The sequence below is a fragment of the Brevundimonas intermedia genome (assembly GCF_004614235.1).
Taxonomy (GTDB): domain Bacteria; phylum Pseudomonadota; class Alphaproteobacteria; order Caulobacterales; family Caulobacteraceae; genus Brevundimonas; species Brevundimonas intermedia_A.
In genome coordinates this window covers 858,656-879,656 of the sequence record NZ_SPVH01000006.1, presented here as the reverse complement: position 1 = coordinate 879,656, position 21,001 = coordinate 858,656, and the positions used below count along the sequence as shown (strand labels likewise).

General features: G+C 66.4%; 28 protein-coding genes. 19 read left to right on the top strand and 9 right to left on the bottom strand.

Annotated features, from left to right (window positions below):
- Nucleotides 1-205: 205 nt before the first annotated feature.
- Nucleotides 206-1,861: an electron transfer flavoprotein-ubiquinone oxidoreductase gene (locus tag EGY25_RS10625; protein WP_135195615.1), complete on the bottom strand. Its 1,656-nt coding sequence runs from the start codon at nt 1,859-1,861 to the stop codon at nt 206-208.
- 195 nt (nt 1,862-2,056) lie between these two features.
- Between EGY25_RS10625 and EGY25_RS10620 the strand changes: the two genes are divergently transcribed.
- Together EGY25_RS10620 and EGY25_RS10615 are read left to right on the top strand one after the other, a co-directional pair.
- Complete coding sequence (locus tag EGY25_RS10620; RefSeq protein ID WP_135194936.1) at nt 2,057-2,869, top strand: uracil-DNA glycosylase; 813 nt, start codon at nt 2,057-2,059, stop codon at nt 2,867-2,869.
- Between the two features lie 84 nt (nt 2,870-2,953).
- The gene (locus EGY25_RS10615; protein ID WP_135194935.1) at nt 2,954-4,639 is read left to right on the top strand and encodes a lytic transglycosylase domain-containing protein; all 1,686 of its coding nucleotides are present in this window, start codon (nt 2,954-2,956) and stop codon (nt 4,637-4,639) included.
- Here EGY25_RS10615 and EGY25_RS16860 read toward each other — a convergent pair.
- The 3 genes from EGY25_RS16860 to EGY25_RS10605 are packed head-to-tail and all read right to left on the bottom strand — an operon-like array spanning nt 4,636 to nt 5,832.
- On the bottom strand, nt 4,636-4,767 hold the full coding sequence (locus EGY25_RS16860; protein ID WP_280643950.1) for a hypothetical protein: 132 nt from the start codon (nt 4,765-4,767) through the stop codon (nt 4,636-4,638). The genes EGY25_RS10615 and EGY25_RS16860 overlap by 4 nt on opposite strands.
- A 57-nt stretch (nt 4,768-4,824) precedes the next feature.
- Complete coding sequence (locus EGY25_RS10610; RefSeq protein WP_135194934.1) at nt 4,825-5,481, bottom strand: glutathione S-transferase family protein; 657 nt, start codon at nt 5,479-5,481, stop codon at nt 4,825-4,827.
- A gap of 30 nt (nt 5,482-5,511) precedes the next feature.
- The gene (locus EGY25_RS10605) at nt 5,512-5,832 is read right to left on the bottom strand and encodes a DMT family transporter (RefSeq protein ID WP_135194933.1); all 321 of its coding nucleotides are present in this window, start codon (nt 5,830-5,832) and stop codon (nt 5,512-5,514) included.
- A 154-nt stretch (nt 5,833-5,986) separates the two neighbouring features.
- Here EGY25_RS10605 and purB point away from each other — a divergent pair, with 154 nt between their 5' ends.
- The 5 genes from purB to EGY25_RS10580 all read left to right on the top strand — a co-directional run bounded on the left by purB (nt 5,987) and on the right by EGY25_RS10580 (nt 10,116).
- Entirely contained in the window at nt 5,987-7,285 is a 1,299-nt protein-coding gene (purB, locus tag EGY25_RS10600; protein WP_135194932.1) for an adenylosuccinate lyase, read from the top strand.
- A gap of 5 nt (nt 7,286-7,290) precedes the next feature.
- Entirely contained in the window at nt 7,291-8,022 is a 732-nt protein-coding gene (locus tag EGY25_RS10595; protein ID WP_135194931.1) for a 2OG-Fe(II) oxygenase, read from the top strand.
- Nucleotides 8,019-8,522 carry a DNA-deoxyinosine glycosylase gene (locus tag EGY25_RS10590; RefSeq protein WP_135194930.1) on the top strand — a complete coding sequence of 168 codons (504 nt, stop codon included), beginning with the start codon at nt 8,019-8,021 and terminating at the stop codon, nt 8,520-8,522. The genes EGY25_RS10595 and EGY25_RS10590 overlap by 4 nt, the downstream gene beginning before the upstream one ends.
- 12 nt (nt 8,523-8,534) lie before the next feature.
- On the top strand, nt 8,535-9,377 hold the full coding sequence (gene purU, locus EGY25_RS10585; RefSeq protein ID WP_135194929.1) for a formyltetrahydrofolate deformylase: 843 nt from the start codon (nt 8,535-8,537) through the stop codon (nt 9,375-9,377).
- A gap of 106 nt (nt 9,378-9,483) precedes the next feature.
- The gene (locus EGY25_RS10580; protein WP_135194928.1) at nt 9,484-10,116 is read left to right on the top strand and encodes a fasciclin domain-containing protein; all 633 of its coding nucleotides are present in this window, start codon (nt 9,484-9,486) and stop codon (nt 10,114-10,116) included.
- A 184-nt stretch (nt 10,117-10,300) separates the two neighbouring features.
- On the opposite strand, the gene EGY25_RS10575 is transcribed toward EGY25_RS10580, so the two are convergent.
- The gene (locus tag EGY25_RS10575; RefSeq protein ID WP_209308033.1) at nt 10,301-10,624 is read right to left on the bottom strand and encodes a DUF1476 domain-containing protein; all 324 of its coding nucleotides are present in this window, start codon (nt 10,622-10,624) and stop codon (nt 10,301-10,303) included.
- A gap of 289 nt (nt 10,625-10,913) precedes the next feature.
- On the opposite strand from EGY25_RS10575, the gene purC reads away from it, so the two are divergent.
- From purC to purQ, 8 genes are all read left to right on the top strand, one after another.
- Nucleotides 10,914-11,672, top strand: a complete 759-nt coding sequence (gene purC / locus EGY25_RS10570; RefSeq protein ID WP_135194926.1) for a phosphoribosylaminoimidazolesuccinocarboxamide synthase — start codon at nt 10,914-10,916, stop codon at nt 11,670-11,672.
- Complete coding sequence (locus EGY25_RS10565; RefSeq protein WP_135194925.1) at nt 11,672-11,878, top strand: DUF5397 family protein; 207 nt, start codon at nt 11,672-11,674, stop codon at nt 11,876-11,878. The genes purC and EGY25_RS10565 overlap by 1 nt, the downstream gene beginning before the upstream one ends.
- The gene (locus EGY25_RS10560; RefSeq protein WP_135194924.1) at nt 11,878-12,162 is read left to right on the top strand and encodes a virulence factor; all 285 of its coding nucleotides are present in this window, start codon (nt 11,878-11,880) and stop codon (nt 12,160-12,162) included. The genes EGY25_RS10565 and EGY25_RS10560 overlap by 1 nt, the downstream gene beginning before the upstream one ends.
- On the top strand, nt 12,162-12,398 hold the full coding sequence (gene purS / locus EGY25_RS10555; protein ID WP_135194923.1) for a phosphoribosylformylglycinamidine synthase subunit PurS: 237 nt from the start codon (nt 12,162-12,164) through the stop codon (nt 12,396-12,398). The genes EGY25_RS10560 and purS overlap by 1 nt, the downstream gene beginning before the upstream one ends.
- A 96-nt stretch (nt 12,399-12,494) precedes the next feature.
- The gene (locus EGY25_RS10550) at nt 12,495-12,974 is read left to right on the top strand and encodes a YbhB/YbcL family Raf kinase inhibitor-like protein (RefSeq protein WP_135194922.1); all 480 of its coding nucleotides are present in this window, start codon (nt 12,495-12,497) and stop codon (nt 12,972-12,974) included.
- Nucleotides 12,975-13,026: 52 nt separating this feature from the next.
- A complete protein-coding gene (locus EGY25_RS10545) occupies nt 13,027-14,235 on the top strand; it encodes an MFS transporter (protein WP_135194921.1) in 1,209 nt (402 codons plus the stop codon).
- 37 nt (nt 14,236-14,272) lie between these two features.
- Nucleotides 14,273-14,503 carry a hypothetical protein gene (locus tag EGY25_RS10540; RefSeq protein ID WP_135194920.1) on the top strand — a complete coding sequence of 77 codons (231 nt, stop codon included), beginning with the start codon at nt 14,273-14,275 and terminating at the stop codon, nt 14,501-14,503.
- Between the two features lie 33 nt (nt 14,504-14,536).
- Nucleotides 14,537-15,199: a phosphoribosylformylglycinamidine synthase subunit PurQ gene (purQ, locus tag EGY25_RS10535; protein ID WP_135194919.1), complete on the top strand. Its 663-nt coding sequence runs from the start codon at nt 14,537-14,539 to the stop codon at nt 15,197-15,199.
- Between the two features lie 96 nt (nt 15,200-15,295).
- Here the strand turns inward: purQ and EGY25_RS10530 are convergent, their stop codons facing one another.
- Together EGY25_RS10530 and EGY25_RS10525 are read right to left on the bottom strand one after the other, a co-directional pair.
- Entirely contained in the window at nt 15,296-15,499 is a 204-nt protein-coding gene (locus EGY25_RS10530) for a hypothetical protein (RefSeq protein WP_135194918.1), read from the bottom strand.
- A 58-nt stretch (nt 15,500-15,557) separates the two neighbouring features.
- Nucleotides 15,558-15,983 (bottom strand): hypothetical protein, encoded by a 426-nt coding sequence (locus tag EGY25_RS10525; protein WP_245159437.1) that lies wholly within the window; start codon nt 15,981-15,983, stop codon nt 15,558-15,560.
- A gap of 74 nt (nt 15,984-16,057) precedes the next feature.
- Here EGY25_RS10525 and EGY25_RS10520 point away from each other — a divergent pair, with 74 nt between their 5' ends.
- Nucleotides 16,058-16,855: a hypothetical protein gene (locus tag EGY25_RS10520; RefSeq protein ID WP_135194917.1), complete on the top strand. Its 798-nt coding sequence runs from the start codon at nt 16,058-16,060 to the stop codon at nt 16,853-16,855.
- Between the two features lie 160 nt (nt 16,856-17,015).
- Here the strand turns inward: EGY25_RS10520 and EGY25_RS10515 are convergent, their stop codons facing one another.
- Both EGY25_RS10515 and EGY25_RS16565 read right to left on the bottom strand, forming a co-directional pair.
- Entirely contained in the window at nt 17,016-17,267 is a 252-nt protein-coding gene (locus EGY25_RS10515; RefSeq protein ID WP_135194916.1) for a Tat pathway signal protein, read from the bottom strand.
- The gene (locus tag EGY25_RS16565; protein WP_167762534.1) at nt 17,264-17,404 is read right to left on the bottom strand and encodes a hypothetical protein; all 141 of its coding nucleotides are present in this window, start codon (nt 17,402-17,404) and stop codon (nt 17,264-17,266) included. The genes EGY25_RS10515 and EGY25_RS16565 overlap by 4 nt, the downstream gene beginning before the upstream one ends.
- Before the next feature lie 110 nt (nt 17,405-17,514).
- Here EGY25_RS16565 and purL point away from each other — a divergent pair, with 110 nt between their 5' ends.
- From purL to EGY25_RS10500, 3 genes are all read left to right on the top strand, one after another.
- Entirely contained in the window at nt 17,515-19,731 is a 2,217-nt protein-coding gene (purL, locus tag EGY25_RS10510; RefSeq protein WP_135194915.1) for a phosphoribosylformylglycinamidine synthase subunit PurL, read from the top strand.
- Complete coding sequence (locus tag EGY25_RS10505; protein ID WP_135194914.1) at nt 19,728-20,165, top strand: DUF305 domain-containing protein; 438 nt, start codon at nt 19,728-19,730, stop codon at nt 20,163-20,165. The genes purL and EGY25_RS10505 overlap by 4 nt, the downstream gene beginning before the upstream one ends.
- A 575-nt stretch (nt 20,166-20,740) precedes the next feature.
- Entirely contained in the window at nt 20,741-20,998 is a 258-nt protein-coding gene (locus EGY25_RS10500; RefSeq protein ID WP_209308032.1) for a ribbon-helix-helix domain-containing protein, read from the top strand.
- Nucleotides 20,999-21,001 lie beyond the last annotated feature (3 nt).

The window sequence follows — 21,001 nt, the reverse complement described above, 5'->3', positions numbered from 1 at the left end:
CCTCGACCCTTCACGCTTTCACCCGCCCCCGCAAGAGGACAGATGATTGCTACCCCACTCCGCTCATCCCGGCGAAAGCCGGGACCCAGGTCTTTGGGCGAAAGGCGCCTGATGTCGGAGGCCGGTGGTCATCCGACGCACGGACGATGCGAAAGCACTGGGTCCCGGCTTTCGCCGGGATGAGCGGGTTGAAGGGGTTATTCCGTCACATGTTCGGATAGTTCGGGCCGCCGCCGCCCTCGGGCGTGGTCCAGACGATGTTCTGCGACGGGTCCTTGATGTCGCAGGTTTTGCAGTGGACGCAGTTCTGGGCGTTGATGACGAAACGCGGATCGGTCTTGGCGACCTCGTCTGCATAGACGACCTCGTAGACGCCCGCCGGGCAATACAGCCGCGCCGGTTCGCCGTATTTGGGCAGGTTGACCTGGATCGGCTTGGACGGGTCCAGCAGCTTCAGGTGCGCGGGCTGGTCCTCGGCGTGGTTGGTGTTGGAGATGAACACCGACGACAGCTTGTCGAACGACAGCTTTCCGTCCGGCTTGGGATAGCGGATTTCCTTGTGGTTCGCGGCCAGCTCGGTCGAGGCGGCGTCGGTCTTTTCGTGCTTCAGCGTCGGGATCGGCGACCAGCCGCCCAGCAGGGTCCGGCACCACATATCGAACATGCCGAACGCTCCGCCCAGGGTCGTGCCGAACTTGCTCAGCAGGGGCTTGGCGTTCTTGACGACCGACAGTTCCTTGTAGACCCAGCTCTTTTCGAAGGCGGTCTGGTATTCAACCAGTTCGTCGCCGCCGCGTCCGGCCTGAACCGCGTCATAGGCGGCGTCGGCGGCCAGCATGCCGGTCTTCATCGCGTTGTGGCTGCCCTTGATCCGGGGCACGTTCACGAAGCCGGCCGAACAGCCGATCAGGACGCCGCCGGGGAAGCTGAGCTTCGGAATCGACTGCAACCCGCCCTCGGTGATGGCGCGGGCGCCGTACGAGATGCGCGTGCCGCCTTCCAGGTGCGGGGCGATGGACGGGTGGTGCTTGAACCGCTGGAACTCGTCGAACGGCGACAGGAACGGGTTCTTGTAGTTCAGGTGAACGACATAGCCGACGGCGACGTAGCGGTCGCCGAAGTGATACAGGAAGCTGCCGCCGCCGGTGTGTTCGTCCAGGGGCCAGCCGGTCGTGTGCTGGGCCAGGCCCGGCTGATGCTGTTCGGCGGGCACCTGCCACAGCTCCTTCAGGCCGATGCCGTATTTCTGGGGCGACTTGCCGTCCTGGAGCCTGTGCTTGGCGATGATGGTCTTGGCCAGGGAGCCGCGCACGCCCTCGGCGATGAAGACATATTTGCCGTGCAATTCGATGCCCGGCTGGAAATCGTCGGTCGGCTTGCCCTCGCGGTCGATGCCGAACACGCCGGCGACCACGCCCTTGACCCGACCCGTCTCCTCTTCCCAGACCACATGGCTGGCGGCCATGCCGGGATAGACCTCGACGCCCAGGGCCTCGGCCTGCTCGCCCAGCCAGCGGGTGACATTGCCCAGCGAGGCGATGTAGCAGCCATGGTTGTGCATGAAGGGCGGCAACAGGGGCATAGGCAGGGACGCCTCGCCCTGCGGACCCAGCAGCAGGAATCTGTCCTTGGTGACCGGCGTCTCCAGCGGCGCCCCGCGTTCCTTCCAGTCGGGGAACAGCTCGTTCAGCGCCTTGGGATCGATGACCGCGCCCGACAGGATATGGCCGCCGACCTCGGCCGCCTTTTCCAGCACGGCGACGGTGATTTCCTTGCCGTCCTTTTCCGCCCGCTGCTTCAGGCGGATGGCGGCCGACAGGCCGGCCGGGCCGCCGCCGACGATCACGACATCGTATTCCATGACCTCGCGTTCGACGCCGTCCAGCGCCTCCAGCGGCGGCAGATTGTCGATGATGGCTTCCTGACGGGCATTCTCCGCGCCGCCTTCGATGGCTTCTTCGGCCATGATTTCCCCTGAATCCCGGTTGTCTGTGTGGTTATGCCGCTTATCGGAAGGTGACGCGAGGGCGGTCAAGGCTTATCGGTAGCCCGAGACATGAACGCGCAACCCCATGACATCGCTGCAGTCGAAAGCCTGCTCGCCTTCTGGCGGGATGCGGGGGTGGACGCCTGCTATGGCGATGCGCCCGTCGACCACACCCATGTGGCCCCGCCGCCGGCGGTCAAAGCCGTGCAGAAGGCGACCGCCTCGGTCGTCATGCCGCTGGTCGGCGCCAACGCCGAGGACGCCATCGCCGAGGCGCGACGACTGGCGGCGGGCGCGGCGACGCTTCAGGATCTGGCGGCGGCCGTCGCGGCGTTCGAGGGTTGCCCCCTGCGCGGCATGGGCGCGACCCAGTCGGTTTTCGGGCGCGGCAATCCCAACGCCTCGGTCCTGATCATCGGCGAAGGCCCAGGCGGGGACGAAGACCGGATGGGTCAGCCCTTCGTCGGCAAGGCCGGTCAACTTCTCGACCGGATGCTGGCGGCGGCAGGCCTGACCGACAAGGTCTTCATCACCAACACCGTCTTCTGGCGCCCGCCCGGCAATCGCACGCCCAGCCCGCAGGAGCAGTCGGTCTGCGCCCCCTTCGTCGAGCGCGCCTTCGCTCTGTTGCAGCCCAAGGCCGTCCTGCTGCTGGGCGCGGCCTCGGCCAAGTCCGTGCTCCAGGCCGAAGAGGGGATCATGAAGCTGCGCGGCAATTGGAAGGAATGGCGTCTGGCGGAGGGTGCGGTGTCCGCCCCCGTCATGCCGACCCTGCATCCGGCCTTCCTGCTGCGTCAGCCCCAGGCCAAGCGTCAGGTGTGGAGCGACCTGCTGTCGCTGGCCGTTTGCCTTGAAACGGACTCGGTTGAAGAACAAGGCTAATCGCGGCATGCTGGCATGCTGACGACCGATCGCCATACACGCGCCTGTATCTGACGCGCGTCGCCAACGAGGGGGCCGCCGCTTATGTTTCTGTTCCGCCGCGCGTTCCTCGCGCCGACGCTTACTATTGCTTTCAGCGCCTTGGCGGGCGCGGCCATCGCCGAAACGCCTTACGCATTAACCGCCGAATCGAGCGCCGGTTCCAATCGACTCTCTGCGCTCAGCTCTGCGGACCGCATCTCCTACACCACCGCCTTCGACGCCCTGCGACGCGGCGACATCGAGACCGCCCGCGCCTCGGCGCGCCAGGCGCAGGACCGGGTCCTGCTGGGTCAGGTCGAGTTCGAAAGCCTGTTCCACCCCGACCACGTCGCCACCTACGAAGAGCTGACGGCCTGGCTGGAGACCTATTCCGACCTGCCGTGCGCGGACCGCGTCTATACGCTGGCCCTGCGTCGCCGGCCCGACGGCGCGCCCGAGCCGGTGCGGCCCGGCGGCGTGATCGGTCGCACCTGGAACAGTCTGGTGACGGCTGTCTCGGGCGGCGGCGGGGTCGACGATCCGGCGAAGGCGGCGCGCGTCGCCTACAACAACGACGACCTGACCGGCGCCTCGGCCATGGGCCGCCAGATCGGCGACTGGTGGACGGTCGGCCTGGCCGAATGGCGGCTGGGCCAGTTCCACGAATCCTTCGCCGCCTTCGAACGCGTCGCCAACGATCCCACCGAAGACCCCTGGGTTCGCGCCGGCGCCGCCTACTGGACCGCGCGCGCGGCCGGCCAGTCGGGCCGTCAGGATCGGGTGACCGACTATCTGCGCCTGTCGGCCCAGTGGCCCGCCACCTTCTATGGCCAGATCGCCCTGCGTCAGCTGGGCGAGGAGCCGACGATCGAGAACATGGGCCCGCGCGCCTATGAGGCCGAGCCGCGCCTGCGCCGCGCCGCCTATGTGCCCCAGAGCGCCGTCGTCGAGCCGACCGCGCTGGAAGCCTTCGTCCAGGCCGACGCCCGCGCCAAGCGCACCGTCGCCTTCTACGAGGTCGGACGGCGCGCCGACGCCGAGACCGAGCTGCGTTCCGGCCTGCGCACCGCCGTCGGCGACGCCGCCAAGATGTGGACGGCCCTGGCGCGCGCCATCATGCCTGTCGGCAATGCGGATGCGACGCGCATCGACGCCACACGCTATCCGATGCCGGACCTTGCGCCCGAAGGCGGTTTCGTCATCGAGAAGGCGCTGGTCTATGCGCTGGCGCTGAAGGAAACCGACTTCAATCCCAACGCCCGCTCCAGCGTCGGCGCCTATGGGCTGATGCAGGTGATGCCGACGACGGCGGCCGAGATGACGGGGGATCGCACCTTCGTTTCCGACCCGTCCAAGCTGCTGGTCCCGGCGGTGAACATGCGTTTGGGCCAGACCTACATCAACCGGATGCTGGCCCTGCCGGCCTTCCAGGGCGACCTGCTGCGGGCCGTGGCCTCCTACAACGCCGGACCGGGGCCGATGCTGTCGGCGGTGCGCAAGCTGGGGCCGGACGCCGACCCCCTGTTGCTGATCGAGACCATCGACGTGCCCCAGGCGCGCGATTACGTCGAGAAGGTCATGGCCAGCTACTGGATCTATCAGCGCCTGTTCGGCGGCCCGCTGAAGACGCTGGACGCCCTGGCGTCGGGCGCGCGGTCCGTGCCCATGACCCTGGACTATGTCGCGCCTCCGCCTCAAGCCGAGCCGGTGCTGATCGCTGAAGCGACCACCGTCGCCGGCGCGCGCTAGAAGACCGTAAACAGCAGGCTGGCCCAGAAGGCCGCGCCGATCAGGGCCGCAAGACCATAACCCATGACCGGATGAATGCCGCGCGACGCGGTTTCGGTCGGATCGGTCGGGAGGGTCGGGCTTTTCATTCCCAACGGATAACGGCGTCCGCTTAACGCCGCGTCAGCCGGGATGGTTTTCGCCCGTTAAGCCCCCGTCGAAGCCAAGGCGTCGGCCTCCCACTGAAGAAAATCCGGATGTGCCAGCAGGGTGTCAGCATAGGCCTGGGCCGTCCCGTCATCGCCGTGGGTCGCCAAGTCCAGCTGGAAATGGCGAATGCGGGCAGCGACCGGCGTGAAGAAGGCGTCCGGCACAGACCATTCTCCGAACAGATAGGGCCCGCCGCCCCTGAACCGGTCGCGCATGCCGCGCCACAGTTCGACGATGCGGCGCAGATCCTTGTCCAATCCCGGATGTTGCGGCGCGGGGGCCCGGCTGGGGCCGACCATCCAGTGATCGGGGCCCGTCGAACAGGCGGTCCGCAAGGCGCTGAAACCGCCGTGCATCTCGCAGGCCGCAGACCGCGCCAGCCAGCGCGCATGGGCGTCGGCGGGCCAGAGCCGCGCCTCGGGATAGCGTTCCGCCGCCCACACGGCGATGGCCATCGAGTCCCAGATGACCTCGCCATCGACCTTCAACACCGGCACGAGGCCGGATGGCGAATGCTCACGAAGGCGGCGATCAGTGTCCGGCTGGTTCAGCGGCACGACGATCTCGTCGAACGACGCGCCACAGTGTTTCAGCACCAGCCAGGGTCGCAACGACCATGTCGAATAGGCCTTGTCGCCGATCACCAGTTCCATGTCGTCCTCACCTTGGAAACGTGGCGACCATCAATGGCTGGACGCCAGCTTCAGCACAACCAGGCCCGAGGCAATCAGCGTCACCCCGGCGATCCTGAGCGGCGTCAGCGGCTCGCCCAGGAAGACCGCCCCGACCACGAAGGCGCCCACCGCCCCGATCCCGGTCCAGATCGCATAGGCCGTGCCCAGCGGCAGGGTTTTCATCGCCATCGACAGCAGGCCGAACGATCCGATCATGAAGACCAGCATGCCGACGGTCGGCCACGGCTTGGTGAAACCGGCCGACGCCTTCATCAAAAAAGCCCAGACGACTTCGAGTAGGCCGGCGAAAAGAAGGAATATCCAGGCCATGACGTTCTCCCTTGCATGGCGAGCCGGGTCGTCCCGGCGGTCATGCCCGATGAAGGGAGAGGTCGTCCTCTAGGTCGATGATCTGGGACAGGCCGGCGGGAAGTCAAGCGACGAACCTTGACTCTGAAGCCCTTGAGACCGACACGACCGGCCCATGATCACGCGCTATTCCCGCCCCGTCGCCGCCGCCATCTGGTCGCAAGAGACCAAGTACAAGATCTGGTTCGAGATCGAGGCCCACGCCGCCACCAAGATGGCCGAGCTGGGCGTCATCCCGCAGGACGCAGCGGACGCCATCTGGGCCAAGGGCAAGGACGCGACCTTCGACGCGGACCGCATCGACGAGATCGAGCGCACCACCAAACACGACGTCATCGCCTTCCTGACCCATGTGTCGGAAATCGTCGGCGAGGAAGCCCGCTTCCTGCACCAGGGCATGACCTCGTCGGACGTGCTGGACACCTGTTTCGCGGTCCAGCTGGCCCGGTCGTCGGACCTGCTGATCGACGGCGTCGACCGGGTGCTGGCCGCGCTGGAGACCCGCGCCAAGGAACATAAATACACCCCGACCGTCGGCCGCAGCCACGGCATTCATGCCGAGCCGGTGACCTTCGGCCTGAAGCTGGCCGGCTATCATGCCGAGTTCCAGCGCGCCAAGCGCCGCCTGATCACCGCCAAGGAAGAGATCGCCACCTGCGCCATCTCCGGCGCCGTCGGCACCTTTGCCAACGTCGATCCGGCGGTGGAGCAATATGTCGCCAACAAGATGGGGCTTCAGGTCGAGCCGGTCTCGACCCAGGTCATCCCGCGCGACCGCCATGCCGCCTTCTTCGCCGCCCTGGGCGTCATCGCCAGTTCGGTCGAACGCCTCGCCGTCGAGATCCGTCACCTGCAGCGCACCGAGGTGCTGGAAGCGGAAGAGTTCTTCGACAAGGGCCAGAAGGGCTCGTCGGCCATGCCGCACAAGCGCAACCCGATCCTGACCGAGAACCTGACCGGCCTGGCCCGTCTGGTCCGTTCGGCCGTGACGCCCGCGATGGAGAACGTCGCCCTGTGGCACGAGCGCGACATCAGCCACTCGTCGGTCGAGCGCGGCATCGGCCCGGACGCCACCATCCACCTGGACTTCGCCCTGCAACGCCTGGCCAATGTGGTCGAACGGCTGAACGTCTATCCTGAGAACATGCAAAAGAACATCGACCGCCTCGGCGGTCTGGTTCACTCGCAACGGGTCATGCTGGCCCTGACCCAGGCGGGCATCTCGCGCGAAGACGCCTATGCCGCCGTGCAGGAGAACGCCATGAAGGTCTGGCGCGGCGAAGGGGTCTTCATCGACTTCCTGAAGGCCGACGCGCGCGTCACCCTGCCCGCCGAACAACTGGAAGCCCTGTTCGACCTCGACTATCACACCAAGAACGTGGACGTGGTGTTCAAGCGGGTGTTCGGAGACTAAAGGCCATGAGCGAGCGCACGATCCGGCTCAATCCCCGGCTCGACCCCCGCGACTATGCGGCGGCCTATGCGCGCGACGGCATGGTGCAGGTGCCAGACCTGCTGGATGAGGCCAGCGCCGAATGGCTGGCGCTGGCGCTGGAACACGACACGGCCTGGAGCCTCGCCCTGCCCACGGCGAAGGGCGGGGAGTTGATATCTCCACAAGAGATGGCGGCGCTGGGCCGGGACGAACTGAACGCGCGCGTCCAGGCCGCCCTGCACAAGGGCCGCGACGGCTTCTCCTTCGTCTATCTGGCCTATCCCGTCATCAAGGTCTTCCTGACGGGTCAGGACCCAGGTCATGCGACCCACGTCCTGATCCAGTTCTTCAACGACACCCCCTTCATCGAGTTCGCCAAGGCGGTCACCGGCGAGACCGCCCTGACGAAGATCGACGCCCAGGCCACCTGGTTTCGCCCCGGCGACTTCCTGACCCTGCACGACGACACCGATCAGGGTCAGCGTCGTGCGGCCTATACGCTGGGCCTCTCGCGCGACTGGCGCTCGGATTGGGGCGGTCAGCTGATGTTCCACGATGCGAACGGCGACATCGAGCGCGGCCTCAAACCCGGCTTCAACGTCTGGACCGTGTTCAAGACGCCCCGCATGCACTCCGTCGCGCCGGTGGCGGGATACGCCGGCGGCAAGCGACGCTCGATCACCGGCTGGCTGCGCGACGACCCGCCGGTCAAATGACCGACGCCGGGCGAAAGCGCGCCTTTGAACCCGTCGTCGCCCCGGATGCCCAGGTTCTGATCCTTGGAAGCCTGCCGGGTGCGGCCTCGCTGGCCGCCGCACGCTATTACGCCCATCCGCGCAACGGTTTCTGGCCGCTGATCGGCGGCGTGCTGGGCGAGGACCTGGCCGCCCTGCCCTATGAGCAACGGCTGGAACGTTTGAAGGCGCGCGGCGTCGGTCTGTGGGACGTGATCGCCTCGGCGGAACGGTCTGGCAGTCTGGACGCGGCGATCCGTTCGCCCGAGGCGGCTGATCTGCGGGGTCTGGTCGAAAGCCTGCCGAACCTGCGTGCCGTGGCCTTCAACGGCGGGCTGGCGGCCAAGCTAGGCCGGCGAATCTTACGCGATCTGGAGGGCGTCGCCCTGGTCGATCTGCCGTCGTCCAGCCCGGCCCATGCAATATCCTTGTCGGCAAAGGCGGACAGCTGGGCCATACTGGGGAAGTTTCTCCCCGGATAAGCCTGCCGCCAGATGATCCTGACCCTATCCTGCCCCGACCGCCACGGCATCGTCGCCGCCGTTTCCGCCTTCCTGCTGGAGCGGGACGCCAACATCTCCGACGCGCAACAGTTCGGCGACGCCTCCAGCGCCACCTTCTTCATGCGGGTGGTGTTCGAACCGGCGGACGGCGATCCGGAGGCGGCGATCCGCGCAGCCTTCGCACCGTTAGCCGAGCGGTTCGCCATGGACTGGACCCTGCGCGGTTCCGCGCCGCGCCGGGTGATGATCCTGACCTCCAAGTTCGATCACTGCCTGGCGGACCTGCTTTACCGGTGGCGCATCGATGAACTGCCAATGCAGGTGACGGCGGTCGTGTCGAACCATCCCCGCGAACAGATCGGCCATGTCGATCTGGGCGATCTGCCCTTCCATCACCTGCCGGTCAGCGCCGCGGACAAGCCGGCGCAGGAGGCCGAACTGCTGCGGCTGATCGAGGAGACGGGCACCGAGCTGGTCGTGCTGGCGCGCTATATGCAGATCCTGTCCGACGATCTCAGTCGCAAGTTGGAGGGACGCTGCATCAACATCCACCACTCCTTCCTGCCCGGCTTCAAGGGCGCCCGGCCGTACCATCAGGCTCATGCGCGCGGGGTGAAGGTGATCGGCGCCACCGCCCACTACGTCACCCCCGACCTGGACGAAGGCCCCATCATCGAACAGGACGTCGAACGGATCAGCCACCGCGACACGCCCGAAGATTTGATCCGCAAGGGGAGAGATATCGAGCGCCGCGTCCTGGCGCGCGCCGTGCGTCGCCACCTGGAAGACCGCGTTTTGCTGCACGGCACAAAGACGGTGGTGTTCGAAGACTGAATGGTGAAGCTGCGATGTCTTGTCGCGCGGCATGCATCCATTGTGCGCTTTCGCGCGTAACATTCCCGTTACCGCCTTGAGAGCGGCCCAAAGGGAACGAAACACAATGACCAATCTTCGCAATCTCATGCTCGTCGCCGTATCCGGTGGCGCGCTGATGGCGCTGGGCGCCTGTGGCAACAACGAACCGGCCGCCACGACCCCGGCGGAATCGACCGCCATGGCTCCTGCCGAAGGCGCCGCCATGGCCCCCGCGACCGATCCGATGGTCGGCGGCGCCGCCATGAGCCCCAACGAAACCATCGTCGCCAATGCGTCCAAGGCGTCGAACCTCAGCACCCTGGTGTCGGCCGTGACCGCCGCCGGTCTGGTCGAGACGCTGCAGGGCCCCGGCCCCTTCACCGTCTTCGCGCCTGACAACGCCGCCTTCGAGAAGATCCCCGAGGCGACGCGCACCAGCCTGATGCAGCCGGCGATGAAGGCCGACCTGACCAAGATCCTGACCTATCACGTGGTCGCCGGTCGCCTGACGGCCGCCGACATCGCCGCCCAGGCCCAGGCCAACGGTGGAACCGCCACGCTGAAGACGGTTCAGGGCGAAGAGCTGAAGGTTTCGGCCGGCCCGAACAACACCTGGGTCATCACCGACGCCAAGGGCGGCACGTCCACCATCACCCAGGCCGACGTGGGTCAATCCAACGGCGTGGTCCACGTCGTGGACACGGTTCTGATGCCGTAAAAAATAATTTGGTTTCGGGCGGGAACGCCTGAAACCAAATCTCGGCGCTCGTGTTCTTCAAGGGCGCGAGACGCACACTACGCCGGGTAAGACATCCCCCAACGTCCCCGGCGAAAAGAAAGGGCCGCACTTTCCCCCGGGTGCGGCCCTTTCGAATTCTCGGATCAGCCCGAAGGCCTAGGACTTATTCGCCGGCGCGAATGCCTTCGCGGGCGATCGAGGCCAGCTCGTCGATCTTGGAGCGAATCTCACCTTCCGACACCGACAGGCCCGAGGCCTTGAAGTCGCCGGCGACCTTGCGGAACACGTCCTCGTCGCCCGGCTGCTCGAAATCGGCGCGCACGACGGCGGCGGCGTATTGATCCGCGCTCTCGCTCGACAGGCCCATCTTTTCGGCAGCCCACAGGCCCAGCATCCGGTTGCGCCGGGCGATGGCCTTGAATTCCTGCTCCTGATCGAGGGCGTATTTAGCCTCGAAGGCCTTTTCCCGATCGTCGAAGGTCGTCATTTCGCTCAGCAAAGCTCCGTCCACCCCGCTAACGTCGGGGCAAGCGCCGTCTATAGACCGCCCGTCCATGAACGCAACCTGACTTCAGTCGGGTGGACATCCTGTCCCCATCCAATCCGCGCGTCGCCATCCTCATTTGTATCGAGGCCCGCCTTCGGCTAAGGAGACGCCGAACGAGATTGACTGCCCGAACGATTCCGAAACGCGCCGCCAGGACCGGGTCTTCCCCATCCAAAAATGGCCGCGCGATTTTTGTTTCTGGAGGGCGCCCGTAAGCCGGGACCGGACCATGAACAGCAAGCGCAAGAAGATCTACGAAGGCAAGGCCAAGATCCTGTACGAAGGACCCGAGCCCGGCACCCTGATCCAGTATTTCAAGGACGACGCCACCGCGTTCAACGCGCAGAAGAAGGCGGTCCTAGAAGGCAAGGGCGTGGTCAACAACCAGATCAGCGAATTCATCATGTCGCGCCTGAACGGCATCGGCGTGACCAACCACTTCATCAAACGCCTGAACCTGCGCGAGCAGTTGATCCGCGAAGTCGAGATCATTCCGCTGGAAGTCGTCTGCCGCAACATCGTCGCCGGCTCGATGAGCCAGCGCCTGGGCATCGAGGAAGGCACGCCCCTGCCCCGCTCGATCATCGAATTCTACTACAAGAAGGATGAGCTCAACGACCCGATGGTCACCGAAGAGCACATCACCGCCTTCAACTGGGCCTCGACCCAGGAACTGGACGACATGCTGGCCATGACCGTGCGCGTGAACGACTATCTGTCGGGCATGTTCAGCGCGGTCGGCATCACCCTGGTCGACTTCAAGATCGAGTTCGGCCGCGTCTGGGAAAACGACTTCAGCCGCGTGCTGCTGGCCGACGAGATCAGCCCCGACAGCTGCCGCCTGTGGGACACAACCACCGGCGAGAAGCTGGACAAGGATCGCTTCCGCCGCGATCTCGGCAATGTCATCGAAAGCTATACCGAAGTCGCGCGTCGCCTGGGCATCATGAAAGGCATGCCGACGGTGATCCAGGGCGGCCTGCATTGATGAGCAGCGTCGAAGAGACCGGAGCCGTGTTCGCCCACGACGTCGATATGACGGGCGTCGCACGGTTTCGCCACTTCGGCGCAGAAGGCCCCCTTTACGAAATCCTCGGTCCCAGCGGCGACGACAGGGTTAGGATTCGTGTCGTCCAAAGCGGCGAGGAACTGACCTATCCCGCCGCTGCCGCCCGACAGGATCCCAGGGCCTGATGTTCGCCATCGCTTTCGACCTGGCGGTGGCAGAAACGGAAGCCGTCCACCCGAAAGGCGTGACCCAGGCCTATGACGAGATCGGCCGCACGCTCAAGCGCTACGGCTTCGCTCGCATCCAGGGCAGCGTCTACGTCACCGAGGTCGAGGACCTGGCTAATCTGCTTCAAACCATGAACGCGCTGAAGGCGCTGACGTGGTTCCCACAATGTGTTCGGGATGTTCGAGCCTTCCGCATCGAACAATGGTCCGACTTCACCCCCTTCATGAAAGGCAACGGCTGATGGCCAAAATCAAGGTTCACGTCTTCCTCAAGCCCGGCGTCCTGGACGTCCAGGGCAAGGCCGTCGAAGGCGCCCTGCAGGGTCTGGGCTGGTCGGGCGTCTCGAACGCCCGCGTCGGCAAGCTGATCGAGTTCGACCTCACCGGCGCCGAAGACCCGCAGGCCGAAGCCAAGAAAATGTGCGAGCAACTGCTCGCCAATACGGTGATCGAAAGCTACCGCATCGAGGCGACTTAAAATCTGTCGTCTCCTCCCCATTTCATGGGGGAGGAGACGGTTGCATCCTTCGACATCGACGCCAGTTTAGCAGACGGCTTGATTGACGGAGCGCCAATGACCTTCACCCTCACCTCCACCGACATTCAGGACGGCGGCGTGCTGCCGGACGCCCAGGTTCACGCCAAGGGCAATCTGTCCCCGCACCTCGCCTGGTCCGGGGCGCCGGAGGGCACCAAGAGCTATGCGATCACCTGCTACGATCCCGATGCGCCGACCGGCTCGGGCTTCTGGCACTGGACCGTGGCCAACATCCCTGCCGATGTGACCGAGTTGGCCAGCGGGGCCGGATCGTCCGGCGGCCACCTGCCGCACAGCGCCATCCAGGGCCGCACCGACTATGGACAGGCCGGCTTCGGCGGCGCCGCCCCGCCTCCCGGCCATGGTCCGCACCGCTACATCTTCACCGTCTTCGCCGTGGATGTGGAAAGCCTGGACGTCACGGCCGACAACTCGGGCGCCGTGTTCGGCTTCAATCTGCACTTCCACACCCTCGCCAAGGCGTCGATCACGGCGACCTACGAAAACAAGGGCTGATCGGCCGGCCGCCCTTGTGGTGTCATGAACGCTGATTAGTTTGCAGCGCAACATGACAGACGCCGCCCTCGACACCGCCCTTCCCATCCGCTCGCGCGGGGCGGTCGCACTCGTGCTGATCGCCCTGGCCATGGGTGGGTTCGCCATCGGCGTGACCGAGTTCGCGGCCATGAGCATCCTGCCCGACTTCGCCGCAGGCCTGGGCGTCGATGCGCCGACCGCCGGCCATGTCATCAGCGCCTATGCCGCAGGCGTCGTGGTGGGGGCGCCGATCCTGGCGGTGCTGGGGGCGCGGCTGCCGCGCTGGCATCTGCTGATCGGCTTCATGGCCCTGTTCGCCGTCGGCAATGTGCTCAGCGCCTTGGCGCCCACCTACGGCTGGATGCTGGTGTTCCGCTTCCTCAGCGGCCTGCCCCACGGGGCCTATTTCGGAGTGGCGGCCCTGGTCGCCGCCTCCATCGTGCCGCTGCATTTCCGCACACGCGCCGTCTCGACCATCCTGATGGGGCTGACGGTCGGGACGGTGTTGGGCGTGCCCGTCGTCAACATCATCAGCCATGCCTATGGCTGGCGCTGGACCTTCGCCATCGTGGGCGTGCTGGCGGTGATCACCATGGCGCTGGTCGCCCTGTTCGCCCCGCGCGATCCGGCCCACCCCGACGCCAGCCCTTGGCGAGAGCTGGGCGCGCTGAAGCGGGGACAGGTCTGGCTGACGCTGGGCGTCGGCGCCGTCGGCTTCGGCGGCATGTTTGCGGTCTACGCCTATCTGGCCTCGACGCTGCAGGCGGTGACGGGCGTGGGGGCCGAGGTGCTGCCCTGGGTCTTCGCCGTCTTCGGCGTCGGCATGTTCCTGGGCAACATCCTGGGCGCCTGGGCGGCCGACCATGTGGGGTTCAAGGCGGCGGGCGGCCTGTTGCTGTGGAGCGCGGCGGCTCTGGCGCTGTATCCCATGGCGGCGTCGAATCTGTGGGCCGTGATGGGCGTCGTCTTCCTGATCGGCGGAGGCGGCGGCCTGGGCTCGGTGTTGCAGACGCGACTGATGGACGTCGCCGGCGACGCCCAGACCCTGGCAGCTGCGCTGAACCACTCGGCCTTCAACACCGCCAACGCCATCGGCCCCCTGCTGGGCGGCATGGCCATCGCGGCGGGTTACGGCTGGACCTCGACCGCTTGGGTCGGCGTGGGCCTGTCGCTGGGCGGGTTCGCCATCTTCCTGATCGCCTGGCTGACGGGTCGGTCGCGCGTGACGGCTTCAACCTGAGCGTTTCACTCCGCCAGCGATTCTGTTAGGATGAGACATGGCCGAAGTGACCAATGACCTGATCTACGAAGTGCTGAAGTCCATGCAGCACGACCTCGGATCCGTGAAAGCGGACATCCGGGACGTGAAGGGCGAGCTTCAGGCTATCCGAACCCACATCACTGGCTTGGGTCAGGACATCGCGAACATCTATCAGATCGTCGATCGTCACGACGCCCGTCTCGGCCGGATCGAAACGCGCCTAGGTCTTCTCGAACCCGCGCACTGACATTTCCCGAAAACGGTGCTAGAGGGCCGCGCCATGAGCGCAGCCGTCATCGTCTTCCCCGGTTCCAACTGTGATCGCGACTGCAAGGTCGCCGTCGAACGCTCCACCAGCGAGCCCGTCTCCATGGTGTGGCACGCAGACACCGAACTGCCGTCGGGCCTGGACCTGATCGTCATTCCCGGCGGCTTTTCCTACGGCGACTATCTGCGCTGCGGCGCCATGGCGGCCCAATCGCCGGTGATGCAGGCGGTGAAGAAGGCGGCGGACGACGGCGTCGCCGTGGTCGGCATCTGCAACGGCTTCCAGATCCTGTGCGAGGCCGGAATGCTGCCCGGCGCCCTGCTGCGCAACAAGGGCCTGAAATACGTCTGCAAGCCCATCGCCCTGACCGTCGCCAACGGCCAGACCCGCTTCACCGCCGGCTATGAGGGCCAAGCCGAAGTCACGATGACCCAGGGCAACGGCGACGGAAACTTCTTCGCCGACGCCGAGACCCTGGCCCGGATCGAGGGCGAGGGACAGGTCGTGTTCCGCTACGTCGACAACCCCAACGGCTCGGTCAACGACATCGCCGGCATCCAGAACGCGCGCGGCAACGTCCTTGGCATGATGCCCCACCCGGACCGCGCCTTCGAGGCCGAACTAGGCTCGGCCGACGGCGCGACGCTGTTCCAGAGCATCTACGCCGCCGCTTGACGGTGACCGCGGGCTGGCGGGCTCAGCGACGACGCCCCTGGCCGTCCGCATGATCCGCTTCGCCGTCAACTTCAAGATGGAGCCCTGAAGCGGGTCTCAGATATCCTTGACCTGAGCCCGACCGTCGGAAAGGTCGGCGGCCCGGTCGTCTTGGTCTGCATCGTCTGACGCCTTTTCGCCGGGCTCGCGCTGGGCGGCCAGCTCGCGCGCGCCAACGCCGAGGCCCTGTTCGATGGCCCGGTTGGCTTCGACCTCGTCTTCGAGCGAGGGCGTGTCGTTGTCGGTGTCGGGATCGGCCATGGGGGTCTTCCTGTGTTGAAGGCTGACCCTGACAACCGTTCGGTCGCGGCGATTGTTCCTATCGACCGAAAAACGGCTCCAGGCTGGCGCGCGACAGGGGGCGGAAGATCAGGAACTGACCACCGACAGTCAGAGTGATCTCGTGCGCCTGTGGGCGCAGCAGCAGGGCGGGGTCGTCAAGCGACACCGCACGACCCGAGGCGATGTCGCGGGCATCAAGCGGCGGCAGGGTCGGCCGACCATTGGCCGAGGCCAGAGCCGCCATGAAAGCCCGAACCTCATTGGCCTGTTGCTGGGGCGTCAGGGCGGAACGGACGCGGGTCCATGCCGCTTGGACGGGCGCGGTCAGGGTCGATGCGGTCTGCGCCCGCCCCTCGCCTGCCACCGCAACGGCGGCGAAGGCGGTGAGGCACAGGCAAAGAAGGCGAGCCTTGATCGTCATGTCACGCAGGATGAGGCCGTCGAACGCCAATGCAAGCTTCACTTTTATAGCGTGATGGATGAACCTTCTGGCGGTCCGGCGCGTAAAGGGGCGACAAGCGTCGCACTGGAACCCGAATGTCCTCCATCATCCGCCCCACACCGCGCCAGCGCACCCGGCGCCTGGTCGTCCTGGCTGCCGCCCTGTTCGCCATCGTCGTGCCCCTGGTTCAGAACCTGGCCGGGCTGGGCCTGAACCAAGCCGAGTTCGCCGCCGACGGGAACACCACCCTGAGGGTCGCCGGATACGCCTTCTCGATCTGGGGCCTGATCTATGTGGGCATCCTGGCCTATGCGATCCGCCAGGCCCTGCCTCAAACGGGCGAAAGCCCCCTGCTTAATCGGATGGGCCTGCCGTCCGCCGTCGCCTTCTTCGGCATCGGCTTCTGGATCATCGTGGCGGCCATGAACCTGAAGGCCGCCAGCGTGGGGGTGATTTTCGCCTCGCTGATCGCCCTGCTGCTGCCGTTGCTGGCGGTGTCGGGCCATATCCGCGCGCTGAGGCTGATGGACCGCGAGCGTATCCTGCTGGTCTGGCCGCTGGCCGCCCTGGCCGGTTGGTTGACGGTGGCCGCGCCGCTGAATCTAATCACGACGGTGACGGCCTTCGACGCCCTGCCCGCCGCCCTGTCGCCCAGCCTGTGGGCCATCGTCGCCATCGTGGCGGTCGTGGTCGTCGCCCTGGCGGTCACGGCGGTGCTGCGGACGATGGCCTACCCGCTGCCGACGGCCTGGGGCCTGCTGGGCGCCTTCGTCGCCGAACAGGCGGACAAGCCCGCCGTCGCCTTCACGGCCCTGGCCGGCGCCATCATCCTGCTGGTCGGCGGGCTGCTGCTGACCTTCCGCCTGCGGCCGGGCGTCGAACGCGCCCGCTAAGGCTCGGACCCTTCACTCCCCGCTCATCCCGGCGAAAGCCGGAACCCAGTTCTTTCGCATCTACCAGTGCCTCGGATGACCTCTGACCTTTGGTCTCACGCAACTTGCGCCCAAAGCGCTTGGTCCCGGCTTTCGCCGGGATGAGCGGAAAGGAGGCTGATCAGGGTTTGATCGTATCTGTGACAGCGTCATCTTGGGGCTCGTGATCGTCGGCGCCGACGTCGAAGGCTCCGTCCTCATCGAAACCCACGCTGCCGACCCCGACCGCCGAGCCCGTCAGACGCTGACGACGGCTGGCCATTGCGGCCTCCGGCGCAGCCGCGTCCATCTCCGCCGTCGTTTCGGGATCATTCGAGCGATCCATCTGCTGACCGGAGGCCGGCGTGATGCGGTCGGTGTGAGGCTTGCTCATGCCGCGTCCTCCTCGGTGTCGTCGGCCTGTTTCTGGGCCTTTTCGGCCAAAGCGGACGCGCCGGCGTCGTCGGCGGCGATCTCGGGCAGATCCTCGTCTTCGGGTGTTGCGGCGGGGTCGATGGGCGTGTCGGTCATGATGGCTCCTGTGGCTGTCGTAGGAATCAACCGTCTGAGATGTTCGATGTTCCCCGATCTTGCGCCGGGCGGGCTGACATTTGGCCCATCTGCGGCTAGAAGCGCCGCCCATGAGCGCTCCGCAAAAGACCCCCGAAAAGTCGATGGCCGAACTGGCCGCCGAATACGGCCTGGCCCCGAACGAATATCAGGTCGTCCTCGACCGGCTGGGCCGCGAGCCCAACCATGTCGAATTGGGCGTCTTCTCGGTCATGTGGTCCGAGCACTGCTCGTACAAATCGTCCAAGATCCACCTGGGCAAGTTCCCCACCACCGGCGACCGCGTCATCTGCGGTCCGGGCGAGAACGCCGGGGTAATCGACATCGACGATGGCGACGCCTGCATCTTCAAGATGGAGAGCCACAACCACCCCTCCTACATCGAACCCTATCAGGGCGCGGCGACGGGCGTGGGCGGCATCATGCGCGACGTCTTCACCATGGGCGCGCGCCCGGTGGCCCTGCTGAACGCCCTGCGCTTCGGCGACCCGTCGCACGAAAAGACCAAACGCCTGGTCAAGGGCGTCGTCTCGGGCATCGGCGGCTACGGCAACTGCGTCGGCGTGCCGACCGTGGCGGGCGAGACCAACTTCCACCGTGGCTACAACGGCAACATCCTGGTCAACGCCATGTGCGTCGGCCTGGCCAAGTCGGACAGCATCTTCTATTCGGCCGCCCCCTCGGCGGGCCTGTCGGTGGTCTATTTCGGCTCCAAGACCGGCCGCGACGGCATCCACGGCGCGACCATGTCCTCGGCCGAGTTCGACGACGAGTCGGAATCGAAACGCCCCACCGTCCAGGTCGGCGACCCCTTCGCCGAGAAGCTGCTGATCGAGGCGACGCTGGAGCTGATGGCCTCGGGCGCCGTCGCCGCGATCCAGGACATGGGCGCAGCGGGCCTGACCTCCTCCTCGGTCGAGATGGCCGGCAAGGGCGGCGTCGGCATCGAGCTGAACATGGACGCCGTGCCCCAGCGCGAAGAGGGCATGAGCGCCTATGAGATGATGCTGTCGGAAAGCCAGGAGCGGATGCTGGCGGTCCTGAAGCCCGGCCGCGAGGCCGACGGCGAACGCATCTTCAAGAAGTGGGGCCTGGACGCCGCCACCATCGGCGTCACCACCGACACCGGCCGTCTGGTGCTGAAGCATCATGGCGAGACCGTCTGCGACGTGCCCCTGGCCCCCCTGTTCGACGACGCCCCCCTGTACGACCGCCCCTGGGTCCAGCCGGAACTGCATCCCCGACTGAACCCCGCCGACATCCCCGCGCCCGAAAACTGGGCCGATGCGGTGATGAAGGTGATCGCCTGCCCCGACATGGCGTCCAAGCGCTGGATCTGGGAACAGTACGACCGCCACGTCATGGCCGACACTCTGCAGGATTCAGCCACCGGCGCCGACGCCGGCGTGGTCCGCGTCCACGGCACGGACAAGGGTCTGGCCGTCACCAGCGACTGCACCCCCCGCTATGTCCAGAACGACCCCTATGAGGGCGGAAAGCAGGCGGTGGCCGAGGCCTGGCGCAACCTGACCGCCGTCGGCTCGCGCCCGATCGCCATCACCGACAATCTGAACTTCGGCAACCCGCAGCGCCCCGAGATCATGGGCCAGATCGTCCGCGCCATCGACGGCATGGCCGAGGCCTGCCGCGAACTGGTCTTCCCGGTCGTGAGCGGGAACGTGTCGCTCTATAACGAGACCAACGGCGTCGCCATTCCGCCGACCCCGACCGTCGGCGCCGTCGGCCTGCTGCCCAACTATGACGTCGTCACCAACTTCTCGACCATGGCCGAGGGCGACACCCTGGTCCTGATCGGCCAGACCGTCGGCGAACTGGGCGCGTCGATCTATCTGCGCGAGGTCCTGGGCCGCGAGGACGGCGCCCCGCCGCCCGTCGATCTGAAGCTGGAAAAGAAGACCGGCGACTTCGTGCGCGACCTGATCGAGGCCGGCGACCTGACCGTGGTCCACGACCTGTCCGACGGCGGCCTGATCGGCGCCGCCGCCGACCTGGCGTTGGCCTCCGACGTCGGCGTGACCCTGGACGCCTCCAGCGCCGCCCACGCCCATATCTTCCTGTTCGGAGAGGACCAGGCCCGTTATCTGGTCGCCGTGCCTGACGCCGACGCTCTGATCGCCAAGGCGCGCGAGGCGGGGCTGCACGCCTCGGTCGTCGGCCGTGCGGGCGGCGACGCCTTCGGGTCCACTGATCTGTTCAGCATCCCCGTCGCCCACCTGCGCGAATGGCACGAGGGCTGGATGCCGGGCTGGCTGGGCGACGCCGCATGATCCGCGTTCTCGCACCGCTTGCTCTGCTCGGTCTGCTGGCCGCCTGCGACGGCGGCGGCGACCCGGTGGAGCAGGCGCTGCGCGACACGTCGGCCGCCAACCATGCGGCGGCGACCCGCACCACGGCCGAGACTCAGGCCGCCGCCCACGCCGGTCACGCCAAGGCCGGCCCTACGCCCGGCGATCAGGCCTTCGCCGCGTCCGAAGCCGAGATGCACGAGAAGATGGCCGCCGCATCGGGCCAAACCGTCGACCAGGCCTATGTCGCCAAGATGATCGCCCATCACGAGGGCGCCATCGCCATGGCCGAAGTCGCCCTGCGCGACAGCCGCGACCCCGACATCCGCCGCATGGCCCAGAGCGTCGTCGATACTCAGACGCGCGAGATCGCCGAAATGAAGGCCTGGGCGCCGACATCCGCGCCGGCCAACTGAGCGTGGCCAAGGGATCCTATCTCGGCGGTGGAAAAAGGGCGGGTCCCTCCAAGGCCAAGGCGGCGCCGACGGGACGCTCTCGGGCGCAGAAGCCGGAGCGGCCTGCCGGACGCCCGTCGTCCAAGCCGTCACAGATCACAAGAGACGAGCTGAAGCATTTCGCCTTTCGCGATCGCTCCAAGGAGGCGTTTCTGGATGAGCTCGACCCTCTGCTCCGCGCCTGTTTCAAGGGCGGCTTCACCCGACCCAACGAAGTCGCCGGCCTGCTGAACAAGGCGGGGAAGACAACCGCCTGCGGCCAGCCGTGGACGCCTCACCTTGTCTGGGGTCTTCAACGCTTTCTGTTCGAGCGACGCGAAAAGAAGAGAGCCTCTCAAACGGCTCCAGCGGCGCCGACGGCCCCGGTTTCGAAACCCGCGTCCTCAAGCCAACGCGCGAAGGATTCGGCCGCTGAAGATATGTCGCGGTTGCTCGGCGCCATCGCCAGGGCGTCGCGCCCTCGCTGACATCAGGACAGGCTAGACGCCACTTGCAACGTCCTCAATATTCCTCATATTGAGGACGAGGAGAGCGTCATGCCGAACTCTATGACCTTGAATGTCCGTGTCACCGGCCCGTTGAGTGAGTTCGTTTCACAAAACGTGGGCAAGGACGGCGCCTATGAGAACGTCAGCGAATACGTCCGCGATCTGATCAGACGCGACCGCGAGCGGGTCGAGGCCGCAAGTTTCGAACGGCTCAAAGCCGAACTGAAGACGGCCTTCGCTGCCCCTGAGTCCAGTTATACGGCTCTGGACGCCGACGCCGTGTTCGCCCGCAACGCCCGACGCTGAGCG

Coding starts and splice junctions, on each gene's coding strand:
- purC (WP_135194926.1), top strand. CDS start 10,914: ATGAACAGCAAGCGCAAGAAGATCTACGAAGGCAAGGCCAAGATCCTG.
- purL (WP_135194915.1), top strand. CDS start 17,515: ATGAGCGCTCCGCAAAAGACCCCCGAAAAGTCGATGGCCGAACTGGCC.
- purS (WP_135194923.1), top strand. CDS start 12,162: ATGGCCAAAATCAAGGTTCACGTCTTCCTCAAGCCCGGCGTCCTGGAC.
- EGY25_RS10520 (WP_135194917.1), top strand. CDS start 16,058: ATGTCCTCCATCATCCGCCCCACACCGCGCCAGCGCACCCGGCGCCTG.
- EGY25_RS10610 (WP_135194934.1), bottom strand. CDS start 5,481: ATGGAACTGGTGATCGGCGACAAGGCCTATTCGACATGGTCGTTGCGA.
- EGY25_RS10615 (WP_135194935.1), top strand. CDS start 2,954: ATGTTTCTGTTCCGCCGCGCGTTCCTCGCGCCGACGCTTACTATTGCT.
- EGY25_RS10530 (WP_135194918.1), bottom strand. CDS start 15,499: ATGGCCGATCCCGACACCGACAACGACACGCCCTCGCTCGAAGACGAG.
- EGY25_RS10565 (WP_135194925.1), top strand. CDS start 11,672: ATGAGCAGCGTCGAAGAGACCGGAGCCGTGTTCGCCCACGACGTCGAT.
- EGY25_RS10550 (WP_135194922.1), top strand. CDS start 12,495: ATGACCTTCACCCTCACCTCCACCGACATTCAGGACGGCGGCGTGCTG.
- EGY25_RS16565 (WP_167762534.1), bottom strand. CDS start 17,404: ATGACCGACACGCCCATCGACCCCGCCGCAACACCCGAAGACGAGGAT.
- EGY25_RS10515 (WP_135194916.1), bottom strand. CDS start 17,267: ATGAGCAAGCCTCACACCGACCGCATCACGCCGGCCTCCGGTCAGCAG.
- EGY25_RS10500 (WP_209308032.1), top strand. CDS start 20,741: ATGCCGAACTCTATGACCTTGAATGTCCGTGTCACCGGCCCGTTGAGT.
- EGY25_RS10605 (WP_135194933.1), bottom strand. CDS start 5,832: ATGGCCTGGATATTCCTTCTTTTCGCCGGCCTACTCGAAGTCGTCTGG.
- EGY25_RS10620 (WP_135194936.1), top strand. CDS start 2,057: ATGAACGCGCAACCCCATGACATCGCTGCAGTCGAAAGCCTGCTCGCC.
- purU (WP_135194929.1), top strand. CDS start 8,535: ATGATCCTGACCCTATCCTGCCCCGACCGCCACGGCATCGTCGCCGCC.
- purB (WP_135194932.1), top strand. CDS start 5,987: ATGATCACGCGCTATTCCCGCCCCGTCGCCGCCGCCATCTGGTCGCAA.
- EGY25_RS10575 (WP_209308033.1), bottom strand. CDS start 10,624: ATGACGACCTTCGACGATCGGGAAAAGGCCTTCGAGGCTAAATACGCC.
- EGY25_RS10625 (WP_135195615.1), bottom strand. CDS start 1,861: ATGGAATACGATGTCGTGATCGTCGGCGGCGGCCCGGCCGGCCTGTCG.
- EGY25_RS10545 (WP_135194921.1), top strand. CDS start 13,027: ATGACAGACGCCGCCCTCGACACCGCCCTTCCCATCCGCTCGCGCGGG.
- EGY25_RS10540 (WP_135194920.1), top strand. CDS start 14,273: ATGGCCGAAGTGACCAATGACCTGATCTACGAAGTGCTGAAGTCCATG.
- EGY25_RS16860 (WP_280643950.1), bottom strand. CDS start 4,767: ATGAAAAGCCCGACCCTCCCGACCGATCCGACCGAAACCGCGTCGCGC.
- EGY25_RS10595 (WP_135194931.1), top strand. CDS start 7,291: ATGAGCGAGCGCACGATCCGGCTCAATCCCCGGCTCGACCCCCGCGAC.
- EGY25_RS10590 (WP_135194930.1), top strand. CDS start 8,019: ATGACCGACGCCGGGCGAAAGCGCGCCTTTGAACCCGTCGTCGCCCCG.
- EGY25_RS10560 (WP_135194924.1), top strand. CDS start 11,878: ATGTTCGCCATCGCTTTCGACCTGGCGGTGGCAGAAACGGAAGCCGTC.
- EGY25_RS10580 (WP_135194928.1), top strand. CDS start 9,484: ATGACCAATCTTCGCAATCTCATGCTCGTCGCCGTATCCGGTGGCGCG.
- EGY25_RS10505 (WP_135194914.1), top strand. CDS start 19,728: ATGATCCGCGTTCTCGCACCGCTTGCTCTGCTCGGTCTGCTGGCCGCC.
- purQ (WP_135194919.1), top strand. CDS start 14,537: ATGAGCGCAGCCGTCATCGTCTTCCCCGGTTCCAACTGTGATCGCGAC.